An 11,791-nucleotide genomic window follows, 5' to 3' on the forward strand; every position below is an offset into this window, starting at 1 on the left:
CGCCGGCGGCCCTGAATGACGAATGCCCGCGGAAGCGGGCATCGGTTTGACGGGCGGTCGTTTATTGCAGCCGCCGACGCATCGTCAGGCTCCCTTGCGTGCCAGGCCGATCAGGAAATCGGTGGTTTGCAGCGCGCGTTCCATGTTGCCGGCCAATTGACCGTCGGTATAGAAACGACCTGCGATGCCAAGCGCCGGTACGCCTTCCACCTTGTAGGCGTCCTGCAGCTGCGTGGCACGGCGAGCCTTGGCATTGACCGAGAACGAATTGAAGGTCTCGGTGAACTTGGCCTTGTCGAGACCCTGCTTGGCAGCCCAGTTGATGATGGCGCCGTCGGTTGCGATCTGCTGGTGTTCGCCGTGGATGGCGTTGAACACCTTCACATGCAGTTCATCGACCTTGCCCATCGCTTCGAGCGTGTAGTAGAGCTTCTGCTGCGGCAGGAAGTCGTCGCGGAAGGACACCGGCACACGGCGCACCACGACATCGGCCGGCACGGCCTTGACCCACTTTTCGAACGCCGGCTCGAAAGCATTGCAATGCGGGCAGTTGTACCAAAAGAACTCGGTCACCTCGACCTTGCCCGGCGGGGTTTCGACGGGGACCGGCTTGCCCAGCACCATGTAGTCCTTGCCGGCCTGCGGAGCGACACGCGCCTGCGCCATGGCGGCTTGCGGCAACAGGCCGGGCACGGCGACGGCGGCCAGTGCAGCGGTGGTGCCGGCGAACGCACGGCGACTGAAGGCGGAAGAGGAAAAGTCCATGAAAAAAGGTGCTCCTTGAGCCGGTCAGAGCCGGGCTGTCCGATAAAAGTTCAGCGCTGTACGCGCACCAGGGTGGATTCCATGCCGGAGCCGTCAAGCTTGTCCTTCAGGCGCTCGGCATCGTCACGCCGGGTGAAGGGTCCGATGCGCACGCGATAGACGGTGCGGCCAGCCTGTTCGCGTTCGCTGACGCGGGCCTCCCAACCCATGATGGCGAGGCGCGCACGCTGTGATTCGGCATCGGCTTCGGTGCGAAAGGCGCCAGCCTGGATGAGGTAGTCGAAGGTATCGGCGCCGGCGGGGGCTGCGGCGGTGGCGGGGGCCGCTGCCGACCGGGCCCGTGCGAGGTCGCCCAGCGGGTCGGACGAGCCTGCAGACGGTTTCGGCACCGCGGCGGTGGCCGGAGCCGGAGCCGGCGTGGCGGCGCTGGTGGTCGGCGCTGCGGGTGCCGCCGGAATGGTCGGATCTGGTTTCGGTGCCTGCGGCATCGCCACGCCGGTGGCGGCACCGGCCGGCGCGGTGCCGACATCGGCCGGTTTGCCGCCGGCAGCACGTTTGCCCAGGACCGAGTTGGGATCCCAGTCGCGGTTCTTCTGCGCCTCCAGTGCATCCTGCTCGGCGCCCCGGGCGCCGTTGCGGTTCATGAAGGGGATGGGTACCTTGGTGACGTAAACCGCCACCGCCAGCGCCGCGCCGAGGCCGACCACCACACCGATGACGATGCCGAGGAAGGTTCCGCCGAACTGGCGATTTTTCAGACTAAGCCTACGGGCTGGAAACACACGCATCCCCTGTTCTTCCATCACATCTTGACCGGAGCAGAAACGCCCAGGACAGCCAGACCATTTTGCAGCACCTGCGCGGTGGCCGAAACCAGCGCCAGGCGGGCGAGCTTGACGGCTTCGTCCTCGACCAGGATGCGTTCGGCACCGTAGTAGCTGTGATAAGCAGCCGCCAGGTCCCGCAGGTAGAAGGTGACGTCGTGCGGTGCGAAGTCGCGTGCGGCCGCGGTCAACATGTCGGGGTACTTGGCCAGTTGCAGCATCAGCGCCTGTGCCGCGGGTGTGTCGAGCGCCGCCAGGTCGACGGACGCCAGCGCGGCACGGTCACCGCCCCAGCCGGCCATCACCGAACAGATGCGCGCGTGGGCGTACTGCACGTAATACACCGGGTTGTCGTTGTTCTGGGCCACGGCCAGATCGACATCGAAGGTGTATTCGGTGTCAGGCTTGCGGCTCAGCAAAAAGAAGCGCACCGCGTCCTTGCTGGTCCACTCGATCAGGTCGCGCAAGGTGACATAGCTGCCGGCGCGTTTGCTGATCTTGACTTCCTCGCCGCCCTTCACCACCCGCACCATGGTGTGCAGCACGTAGGCGGGATAGTCGGCCGGAATGCCCAGTCCGTCGACGCTGGAAGCCGCCTGCAGGCCGGCGCGAACACGAGCGATGGTGCCGTGGTGGTCGGTTCCCTGGATGTTCACCACGGTGTGGAAACCGCGTTCCCACTTGGCCAGGTGGTAGGCGACATCGGGCACGAAATAGGTATAGGTGCCGTCGCGTTTCTTCATGACGCGGTCCTTGTCGTCGCCGAAATCGGTCGACTTCAACCACAGTGCGTCATCCAGTTCGTAGGTCTTGCCGGACTGCTGCATCTTGCCGACGGCGGCTTCGACGCGGCCGCTGGTGTACAGACTGGACTCCAGGTAGTACTGGTCGAACTGCACCTGGAAGGCCTTCAGGTCCAGGTCCTGTTCGCGGCGCAGGTAGGCCACGGCGAATTCTCGGATGGATTCCAGGTCTTCCACGTCTCCGCTGGCGGTGGTGCTGCGGTCGTCGGCTGCGACGGTCTTCTTTTCAAGGAAATCGTGGGCGATGTCGGCGATGTAGTCGCCGTTGTAGGCGGCCTCGGGCCAACCTTCCATGCCGGGTTTGAGACCCCTGGCGCGCAGCTGGGTGCTGTTGGCCAGGGTGCCGATCTGCACGCCGGCGTCGTTGTAGTAGAACTCGCGGTGCACCGCCTTGCCCTGAGTGGCCAGCAGGTTGCAGATGGCATCGCCCAGTGCCGCCTGGCGGCCGTGGCCGACGTGCAGCGGACCGGTGGGGTTGGCAGAGACGAACTCGACCAGCACCTTTTCGCCGCTGGCGGACTGGTTGCCGTAGGCATCGCCCGCCGCGACGATTTCGCGCACGGTCTGCTGTTTGGCCTCAGGCTTGAGACGCAGGTTCAGGAAACCCGGACCGGCGATCTCGACTGCCGAGGTCCAGCGCTGGAAGGCGTCGCTGGCCAGCAGCAGGTGACGCAGGTTTTCAGCCAGCTGGCGCGGGTTCTGGCCCAGCGGCTTGGCCAGTTGCAAGGCGGCCGTGACGGCGAGATCGCCGTGCGACGCCACTTTGGGGAGCTCGAAGGCGGCGCGTTGACCGGCGCCGGGCATAAGGGATTCCAGCCCGGCGGCCAGCGCCGCGAGCAGGTCTTGTTTGACGGAAAGCATGGGTGGGATTCTACGGGCGCACTCGGTCAGCCCTTGACGCCGAAGCCCCGCGCCAGGAACACCGCCGCCAGCGGGATCAGAGGCAGCAGATGGGCCTGCATCATTACCAGGCGACGGGTGCCGCGGACCTCATCCGGAGCGGGCATGGCGCCGGTGGCCTTGACCGCCCTGACCCACCGCCGGTAATTCAGGCTGGGCTTGATGGAGATCAGCGCGATCACCACGAACAGGCCGACCTTGGCGTGCAGCAGCCAGTTGGGCCCGTAGTAGGCCGCGCCCTTCACTCCCCAGAAAATGCGCGCCAAGCCGGTCGCCAGAACCAGCACGGCGGCAATGCCGTAGACCATGTCGATCCTGCCGAGCCGCAGCACGGCTTTTTCATTGAGCCATTCGCTGCGGCACAAGGCCGCCTGGCTGGCCAGGAAAACCACCAGCGTGAGGATGGCGAGCAGGTGCAGATAGGCGAGGACGGATTCGAGGACCATGGCTTTTGGGTTTGGCAGGTGGCGACACGGCCGATTGTCGATCAGCCCGGCGTTTGCCAGAACGCCGGTCTTGTGTAGTGGAACTTGAGGAAGTCGATCCACAAGCGCACCCGCAGCGGCAGGTGCTTGCGCTGCGGCACCACCGCGTAGATGCCGTTGGGCGGCGCTGCGAATTGCGCCAGCACTTCGGTCAATCTCCCGGCGGCTATGTCGGCCTGCACTTCCCAGGTACTGCGCCAGGCAATGCCGTGACCCGCCAGGCACCAGTCGTGCAACACCTGGCCGTCCGAGCAATCCAGCGAGCCGACCGGCCGCAGGAACTCGACGCCTCCGTCGGCCACGGCAAAAGCCCAGCCGCGTGTCTGCGATGCGTCACTGGAAAGCGTCAGGCAGGCAAAACGCGCCAGGTCGGCCGGCTGCCGTGGCGTGCCGTGCCTCGCGAGGAATGCCGGCGTGGCGACACACAGCCGGCGGTTGTCGGCCAGGCGCAGGCTGACCAGGGACGAATCGGGCATATCGCCCACTCGTACCGCGCAGTCGAATCCTTCGGTGGTCAGGTCGACCACCCGGTCGGCCAGGTTGAGCGAGCAGCGCAGACCGGCGTGTTCGGTCTGGAATTTCGGCAGCAGCGGTGCGACGTAGCGCCGACCGAAACCGGCAGGCGCGGTGATACGCAGATGCCCGCTGGCACGCAAGCCGCCGGCACTCACGCCGGCTTCGGCATCCGCCAGTTCGGCCAGCACCCGCTGGCAGTCCTCCAGGAACGAACTGCCCTCGTGGGTCAGTGTCAGCCGACGTGTGGTGCGCAGCAGCAGCTTCACTCCAAGGCGTTCTTCCAGCGCATCGAGCCTGCGGCCGATCACCGCCGATGCCACGCCTTCAGCGCGGGCTGCCGCGGTCAGGCTGCCCCTCAGAGCCACGGATACGAATGTCTCGACCTGCTTGAACTTGTCCATCGCAGGATTATTAGATGCACTGCAGTCACATAAAAACCGGAATTTCCGATGTTAATGACGCTGCCGGTGTGCAATACAGTTGCGTGGAGACAGCCTTTCGCCCGCCTTTTTCCATTTTTCAGCGAGAAAACCGACATGACCGACCGTACGACCAGCCACCGACTGCAAGTAGCCACGCCGCTCTATCGTTTCATCGAGGACCGCGTAATACCCGCGACCGGCGTGGACAGCGCCACGTTCTGGAAAGGCTTCGACGCCATCGTCCACGACCTGGCCCCAAAAAACGCCGCACTGCTGGCCGAACGCGACCGCCTTCAACTGGAGCTGGATGCCTGGCACAAGGCGCACCCCGGTCCGATAGCGGACATGCCCGCCTATCGCGGCTTCCTCGAAAAGATCGGCTACCTGTTGCCCCAGCCGCAAGGCGTGAAGGCCACCACGGCGAATGTGGATGCAGAATTGGCCCAGCAGGCAGGACCGCAACTGGTGGTGCCCATCCTTAACGCCCGATACGCGCTGAACGCGGCCAACGCGCGCTGGGGGTCGCTGTATGACGCGCTGTATGGCACCGATGCGGTCTCGGAAGCCGATGGAGCGACCAGAGCGGGGGGCTACAACCCGGTGCGTGGCGCCAAGGTCATCGCCTTCGCTCGCAAGTTCCTGGACGAATCGGTTCCGCTGGCCCAGGGTTCCTACGCCGATGTCACCGGCTATCGGGTCGAAGGGGGCAAGCTGATGGTCTCGACCGCCAGCGGTGTCACCGGGTTGAAGGATCCGTCGTGGTTCGTCGGCCACCAGGGCGCTTCGGAAACCCCGGGCGCAATCCTGCTGAAGCACCACGGCATCCACATCGACATCCGCATCGACCGCAGCACGGCCATTGGAGGCGCCGACGCTGCCGGCGTCAGCGACGTGGTGCTGGAATCGGCACTGTCCACCATCCTCGACCTGGAGGATTCGGTGGCGGTAGTCGATGCAGAAGACAAGGTGCTGGCGTATGGCAACTGGCTGGGCATCCTCGAGGGCACCCTGACCGAATCCGTGAGCAAGGGTGGCAACACCTTCGTACGCGGCCTGAACCCCGATCGCGAATACACAGCACCCGATGGCGGGCCGCTGAAACTGCACGGGCGCTCCCTGATGTTCCTGCGCAATGTCGGTCACCTCATGACCAATCCGGCGATCCTGTGGGACGGCGACAAGGAAATTCCGGAAGGCATTCTGGATGCAGTGGTCACCACGACCATCGCACTGGTGGACCTGAAACGCCGCGGCAACTCGCGCACTGGCAGTGTGTACATCGTCAAGCCCAAGATGCACGGCCCGGCCGAAGTGGCATTTGCCAGCGAACTTTTCAGCCGCGTCGAACAACTGCTGGGACTGCAGGCCGACACGGTGAAGCTGGGCATCATGGACGAGGAACGCCGCACCAGTGTCAACCTGCAGGCCTGCATCGCCGAAGCGGCGGGCCGGGTGGCTTTCATCAACACCGGTTTCCTGGACCGCACTGGCGACGAAATGCACACCGCCATGCAGGCCGGTGCGATGCTGCGCAAAGGCGACATGAAGGCCACCCCGTGGATTGCCGCTTATGAAAAGAACAATGTGCTCGTCGGCCTGGCATGCGGCCTGCGCGGTCGCGCGCAGATCGGCAAGGGCATGTGGGCCATGCCCGACCTGATGGCCGACATGCTCAAGGCCAAGATCGGCCACCCCAAGGCCGGAGCCAACACCGCCTGGGTGCCGTCGCCTACCGCCGCCACGCTGCACGCGCTCCACTATCACCAGGTGGACGTTTCAGCGATCCAGCAGTCGCTCGAAAAAGAAGATGCTGCCGGCATGCGCGACGCCATTCTGGCCGACCTGCTGCAGGTGCCGGTCGCGCCCACGCCCGAATGGAGCGACGCGGACAAACAGCAGGAACTCGACAACAACGTTCAAGGAATCCTGGGATACGTGGTGCGTTGGATCGACCAGGGCGTCGGCTGCTCGAAGGTGCCGGACATCCACAACGTGGGTCTGATGGAAGACCGCGCCACCTTGCGCATCAGCAGCCAGCACATCGCCAACTGGCTGTTGCACGGTGTGGTCACCAAGGATCAGGTAAATGCCACATTTGAGCGCATGGCGGCCGTAGTCGACGGCCAGAACGCCAGCGATCCGGCTTATCAGCCGATGGCAGGCCGCTTCACACAATCGGCTGCCTACCACGCGGCGCAGGATCTGGTCTTCAAGGGCGTCGAACAGCCCAGCGGCTATACCGAGCCTCTCCTGCATGCGTGGCGGCTTAAGGTGAAAGCCGCCGCCTGACTCCGCAAGCCATGGGGCCTTGGCTACACTGGCACGATGCCCGCACCAGCCGCCCCAGATAAGCACAGCCCGGCCTCGTTTTGCGATGCCGGGCTGTGCCCTTTGTGCGGCAGCAAGAATTCCTGCGGGCAGCTGCAGGGTGGCAATGCGGCTCCTGCTGGAAATCTGGTCTGCTGGTGCCGGAGCACGAGCATTCCGGCTTCTGTGCTGGACCGCATACCGGCGCAAGCGCGTGGCAGGGCCTGTATCTGCCAAAGCTGTGCTGGCGCCATCTGATTTGATCTTCTTTTTACTTCAACGAAATGCCCACTTACCACATCGAAATGATGGAAGGCCGTACGGTCGAACAGAAAAAAAAGCTGGTTGCGGAAATCACCCGCGTCAGTGTCGAAATCCTGGGTGGTTCACCGGATTCGGTGGATATCCTGATCACCGACATCGCCCGCCACAACTGGGCGACTGGCGGCAAGCTATGGTCCGAGCCACGCGAGTAATAGACACAGAGGGCCGTGCGCCATGTGCCAGTTACTCGGGATGAACTGCAACGCTCCCACCGACGCGACCTTCAGCTTCAGTGGATTTGCCCAGCGCGGCGGACGTACGGCCGATCACGTGGATGGTTGGGGCATCGCGTTTTTCGAAGACCGCGGCCTGAGGCATTTCGTGGACCATTTGCCGGCAGCCGAATCACCGGTCGCCGAACTGATTCGCCGGTATCCCATCAAGAGCCGGCATGTCATTGCCCACATCCGAAAGGCGACCCAGGGAGCCGTCAATCTGCAGAATTGCCACCCCTTTGTCCGCGAGCTGTGGGGGCGTTATTGGGTTTTTGCGCACAACGGCAACCTTGAAAATTATCAGCCGGTATTGCACGGGAATTTTCGACCCGTGGGTACGACGGATAGCGAGCGTGCCTTTTGCTGGTTGATGCAGGAACTGGCCAAATCACATGCTTCGGTTCCAAGCGTCAGCGAACTCACGCTGACGCTACGTGAGTTAGCACCGCAGATCGCAAAATTTGGCACCTTCAATTTCTTGCTGTCTAACGGCGAAGCACTGTGGGCACATGCTTCGACCCATCTTTATTATCTGGAGCGAGCTTTTCCGTTCATGCCGGCAGAGCTGGCAGATGAAGACCTGACCATCGACTTTGCAGAACATGCAGAACCGAATGACCGTGTGGCTATCATCGTGACTGCACCCCTGACAAAGAATGAAACCTGGACCGCTTTTGAGCCGTCTGAACTGATGGTTTTTGTGGATGGGCAGCGCGTCCGGAATTGAAGCTTTTTCAACGCATCTTCTCCGGATGCGTTTTTCTTTTACCCAGACTTTCCGTTCCCCCAAAGACAAAACCCCTCAATCTTTCGACTGAGGGGTATTGCTGGCTGTAAGAGCCTGACGATGACCTACTTTCACACGGGAACCCGCACTATCATCGGCGCGGAGTCGTTTCACTGTCCTGTTCGGGATGGGAAGGAGTGGTACCAACTCGCTATGGTCATCAGGCATAAAGGGTTGCTGTCCTGCTGTTGAGTTCAGGACGGCGAATTCATAGAGTTTGGAATCAGCTTATATTTTGATTACGTCTTGGCATAACACCTTGAAGCTGTTTCCCTTTGGGGGGGGCTATCAAAGTTATAGGGTCAAGCCGCACGAGCAATTAGTATCAGTTAGCTTAACGCATTACTGCGCTTCCACACCTGACCTATCAACGTCCTGGTCTAGAACGACTCTTCAGGGGGCTCAAGGCCCCGGCAGATCTCATCTTGAAACGAGTTTCCCGCTTAGATGCTTTCAGCGGTTATCTCTTCCGCACTTAGCTACTCGGCAATGCCACTGGCGTGACAACCGATACACCAGAGGTGCGTCCACTCCGGTCCTCTCGTACTAGGAGCAGGCTTCCTCAAATCTGCAGCGCCCACGGAAGATAGGGACCAAACTGTCTCACGACGTTTTAAACCCAGCTCACGTACCTCTTTAAATGGCGAACAGCCATACCCTTGGGACCGGCTACAGCCCCAGGATGAGATGAGCCGACATCGAGGTGCCAAACACCGCCGTCGATATGAACTCTTGGGCGGTATCAGCCTGTTATCCCCAGAGTACCTTTTATCCGTTGAGCGATGGCCCTTCCATACAGAACCACCGGATCACTATGTCCTGCTTTCGCATCTGCTCGACTTGTCAGTCTCGCAGTTAAGCACGCTTATGCCATTGCACTATCGTCACGATGTCCGACCGTAACTAGCGTACCTTCGAACTCCTCCGTTACGCTTTGGGAGGAGACCGCCCCAGTCAAACTGCCTACCATGCACTGTCCCCGATCCAGATAATGGACCTAGGTTAGAACCTCAAACGCACCAGGGTGGTATTTCAACGTTGGCTCCACAAGATCTAGCGACCCTGCTTCAAAGCCTCCCACCTATCCTACACAGATCCGTTCAAAGTCCAATACAAAGCTACAGTAAAGGTTCATGGGGTCTTTCCGTCTTTCCGCGGGGAGATTGCATCATCACAAACATTTCAACTTCGCTGAGTCTCGGGAGGAGACAGTGTGGCCATCGTTACGCCATTCGTGCAGGTCGGAACTTACCCGACAAGGAATTTCGCTACCTTAGGACCGTTATAGTTACGGCCGCCGTTTACTGGGACTTCAATCAAGAGCTTGCACCCCATCATTTAATCTTCCAGCACCGGGCAGGCGTCACACCCTATACGTCCACTTTCGTGTTTGCAGAGTGCTGTGTTTTTAATAAACAGTCGCAGCCACCGATTTTTTGCAACCTTTCTCAGCTCCAGGAGTAAATCCCTTCACCTACTAAAGGCACACCTTCTTCCGAAGTTACGGTGTCAATTTGCCGAGTTCCTTCTCCCGAGTTCTCTCAAGCGCCTTAGAATACTCATCTCGCGCACCAGTGTCGGTTTGCGGTACGGTCGTCAATAGCTGAAGCTTAGTGGCTTTTCCTGGAAGCAGGGTATCACTCACTTCGTCTGTAAGCAGACTCGTTATCACCCCTCATCTAAGCCCGGCGGATTTGCCTACCAGGCACGACTACAGGCTTGAACCAACATGTCCAACAGTTGGCTGAGCTAACCTTCTCCGTCCCCACATCGCACTATTGATCGGTACAGGAATATTGACCTGTTTCCCATCAGCTACGCATCTCTGCCTCGCCTTAGGGGCCGACTCACTCTACGCCGATGAACGTTGCGTAGAAAACCTTGCGCTTACGGCGAGGGGGCTTTTCACCCCCTTTAACGCTACTCATGTCAGCATTCGCACTTCTGATACCTCCAGCATCCTTTACAAGACACCTTCACAGGCCTACAGAACGCTCTCCTACCACGTGCAATAAATTGCACATCCGCAGCTTCGGTAACTGGCTTAGCCCCGTTACATCTTCCGCGCAGGACGACTCGATCAGTGAGCTATTACGCTTTCTTTAAATGATGGCTGCTTCTAAGCCAACATCCTGACTGTTTTAGCCTTCCCACTTCGTTTCCCACTTAGCCAATTTTAGGGACCTTAGCTGGCGGTCTGGGTTGTTTCCCTCTTGAGTCCGGACGTTAGCACCCGGTGCTCTGTCTCCCGCGCTGTACTCTTCGGTATTCGGAGTTTGCCTTGGGTTGGTAAGTCGCCATGACCCCCTAGCCAAAACAGTGCTCTACCCCCGAAGGTAATACGCGAGGCACTACCTAAATAGTTTTCGGAGAGAACCAGCTATTTCCAAGTTTGTTTAGCCTTTCACCCCTATCCACAGCTCATCCGCTAGTTTTGCAACACTAGTCGGTTCGGACCTCCAGTACCTGTTACGGCACCTTCATCCTGGCCATGGATAGATCACTTGGTTTCGGGTCTACACCCAGCGACTGGACGCCCTATTCGGACTCGATTTCTCTACGGCTTCCCTATTCGGTTAACCTTGCCACTGAATGTAAGTCGCTGACCCATTATACAAAAGGTACGCAGTCACCCTTGCGGGCTCCTACTTTTTGTAAGCATGCGGTTTCAGGATCTATTTCACTCCCCTCCCGGGGTTCTTTTCGCCTTTCCCTCACGGTACTAGTTCACTATCGGTCGATGATGAGTATTTAGCCTTGGAGGATGGTCCCCCCATATTCAGACAGGATTACACGTGTCCCGCCCTACTTGTCGTCAACTTAGTACCACACGTCTGTTTTCGCATACAGGGCTATCACCTGCTATGGCCGACCTTTCCAGATCATTTTGCTAACAGTCGTGCTATCACTGACAGGCTCTTCCGATTTCGCTCGCCACTACTTTCGGAATCTCGGTTGATGTCTTTTCCTCGAGCTACTGAGATGTTTCAGTTCACCCGGTTCGCCTCGCATGACTATGTATTCATCATGCGATACCCTAAAAGGGTGGGTTTCCCCATTCGGAAATCTCCGGATCAAAGCTAATTTGCCAGCTCCCCGAAGCTTATCGCAGGCTATCACGTCCTTCTTCGCCTATCATCGCCAAGGCATCCACCACATGCTCTTATTCACTTGACCCTATAACTTTGACGTTTCTTATCGAAACACCGCCGTCGTTTCAAGGAATTGCCAGGTCTTTCACCTGGCGCGTTATGCCGTATGACCCTTGCGGATCGATACATTTGAATTCCAGACTTGGTCTGAATATTCGTTTTGACGCAATCAAAAATTCATGCTGCTGATGGCACGGTGAAGAACCTCGGTCCTTCTTTCCATCAGCAGCGCTGATTCGACTCTATGAATTTTTAAAGAACAGCCGATCAATCGCACTATCGCGATCAACA

At 59.8% G+C, this 11,791-nt stretch carries 9 protein-coding genes and 2 rRNA genes; 4 read left to right on the forward strand and 7 right to left on the reverse strand.

The window, feature by feature from the left end; all coding sequences use genetic code 11:
• Positions 1-84: 84 nt before the first annotated feature.
• The 5 genes from AC3ANW_RS20350 to AC3ANW_RS20370 are packed head-to-tail and all read right to left on the reverse strand — an operon-like array spanning position 85 to position 4,694.
• Entirely contained in the window at positions 85-765 is a 681-nt protein-coding gene (locus AC3ANW_RS20350; protein ID WP_488342645.1) for a thiol:disulfide interchange protein DsbA/DsbL, read from the reverse strand.
• Positions 766-815: 50 nt separating this feature from the next.
• A complete protein-coding gene (locus tag AC3ANW_RS20355; RefSeq protein WP_488342646.1) occupies positions 816-1,553 on the reverse strand; it encodes an SPOR domain-containing protein in 738 nt (245 codons plus the stop codon).
• 14 nt (positions 1,554-1,567) lie between these two features.
• Positions 1,568-3,253 (reverse strand): arginine--tRNA ligase, encoded by a 1,686-nt coding sequence (gene argS / locus AC3ANW_RS20360; RefSeq protein ID WP_488342647.1) that lies wholly within the window; start codon positions 3,251-3,253, stop codon positions 1,568-1,570.
• A gap of 26 nt (positions 3,254-3,279) precedes the next feature.
• On the reverse strand, positions 3,280-3,738 hold the full coding sequence (locus AC3ANW_RS20365) for a DUF2214 family protein (protein WP_488342648.1): 459 nt from the start codon (positions 3,736-3,738) through the stop codon (positions 3,280-3,282).
• A 41-nt stretch (positions 3,739-3,779) separates the two neighbouring features.
• Positions 3,780-4,694, reverse strand: coding sequence for a LysR family transcriptional regulator (locus tag AC3ANW_RS20370; protein ID WP_488342649.1), 915 nt, complete (start codon positions 4,692-4,694; stop codon positions 3,780-3,782).
• A 135-nt stretch (positions 4,695-4,829) separates the two neighbouring features.
• On the opposite strand from AC3ANW_RS20370, the gene AC3ANW_RS20375 reads away from it, so the two are divergent.
• From AC3ANW_RS20375 to AC3ANW_RS20390, 4 genes are read left to right on the forward strand one after another with little or no spacing between them, the layout of a single operon-like run.
• Complete coding sequence (locus AC3ANW_RS20375) at positions 4,830-7,004, forward strand: malate synthase G (RefSeq protein ID WP_488342650.1); 2,175 nt, start codon at positions 4,830-4,832, stop codon at positions 7,002-7,004.
• Positions 7,005-7,040: 36 nt separating this feature from the next.
• Positions 7,041-7,280: a cysteine-rich CWC family protein gene (locus AC3ANW_RS20380; protein ID WP_488342651.1), complete on the forward strand. Its 240-nt coding sequence runs from the start codon at positions 7,041-7,043 to the stop codon at positions 7,278-7,280.
• A 26-nt stretch (positions 7,281-7,306) separates the two neighbouring features.
• A complete protein-coding gene (locus AC3ANW_RS20385) occupies positions 7,307-7,498 on the forward strand; it encodes a 4-oxalocrotonate tautomerase (protein WP_488342652.1) in 192 nt (63 codons plus the stop codon).
• 22 nt (positions 7,499-7,520) lie between these two features.
• On the forward strand, positions 7,521-8,288 hold the full coding sequence (locus AC3ANW_RS20390; RefSeq protein WP_488342653.1) for a class II glutamine amidotransferase: 768 nt from the start codon (positions 7,521-7,523) through the stop codon (positions 8,286-8,288).
• A gap of 112 nt (positions 8,289-8,400) precedes the next feature.
• On the opposite strand, the gene rrf is transcribed toward AC3ANW_RS20390, so the two are convergent.
• Positions 8,401-8,513: ribosomal RNA gene (rrf, locus tag AC3ANW_RS20395) — 5S ribosomal RNA — on the reverse strand.
• Positions 8,514-8,646: 133 nt separating this feature from the next.
• Positions 8,647-11,525: ribosomal RNA gene (locus AC3ANW_RS20400) — 23S ribosomal RNA — on the reverse strand.
• Positions 11,526-11,791 lie beyond the last annotated feature (266 nt).

Source organism: Xylophilus sp. PBN-3R (assembly GCF_057747805.1).

Excerpts from the sequence above, each read along its gene's own strand:
- AC3ANW_RS20350 (WP_488342645.1), bottom strand. The coding sequence starts at position 765 with ATGGACTTTTCCTCTTCCGCCTTCAGTCGCCGTGCGTTCGCCGGCACC.
- AC3ANW_RS20355 (WP_488342646.1), bottom strand. The coding sequence starts at position 1,553 with ATGCGTGTGTTTCCAGCCCGTAGGCTTAGTCTGAAAAATCGCCAGTTC.
- argS (WP_488342647.1), bottom strand. The coding sequence starts at position 3,253 with ATGCTTTCCGTCAAACAAGACCTGCTCGCGGCGCTGGCCGCCGGGCTG.
- AC3ANW_RS20365 (WP_488342648.1), bottom strand. The coding sequence starts at position 3,738 with ATGGTCCTCGAATCCGTCCTCGCCTATCTGCACCTGCTCGCCATCCTC.
- AC3ANW_RS20370 (WP_488342649.1), bottom strand. The coding sequence starts at position 4,694 with ATGGACAAGTTCAAGCAGGTCGAGACATTCGTATCCGTGGCTCTGAGG.
- AC3ANW_RS20375 (WP_488342650.1), top strand. The coding sequence starts at position 4,830 with ATGACCGACCGTACGACCAGCCACCGACTGCAAGTAGCCACGCCGCTC.
- AC3ANW_RS20380 (WP_488342651.1), top strand. The coding sequence starts at position 7,041 with ATGCCCGCACCAGCCGCCCCAGATAAGCACAGCCCGGCCTCGTTTTGC.
- AC3ANW_RS20385 (WP_488342652.1), top strand. The coding sequence starts at position 7,307 with ATGCCCACTTACCACATCGAAATGATGGAAGGCCGTACGGTCGAACAG.
- AC3ANW_RS20390 (WP_488342653.1), top strand. The coding sequence starts at position 7,521 with ATGTGCCAGTTACTCGGGATGAACTGCAACGCTCCCACCGACGCGACC.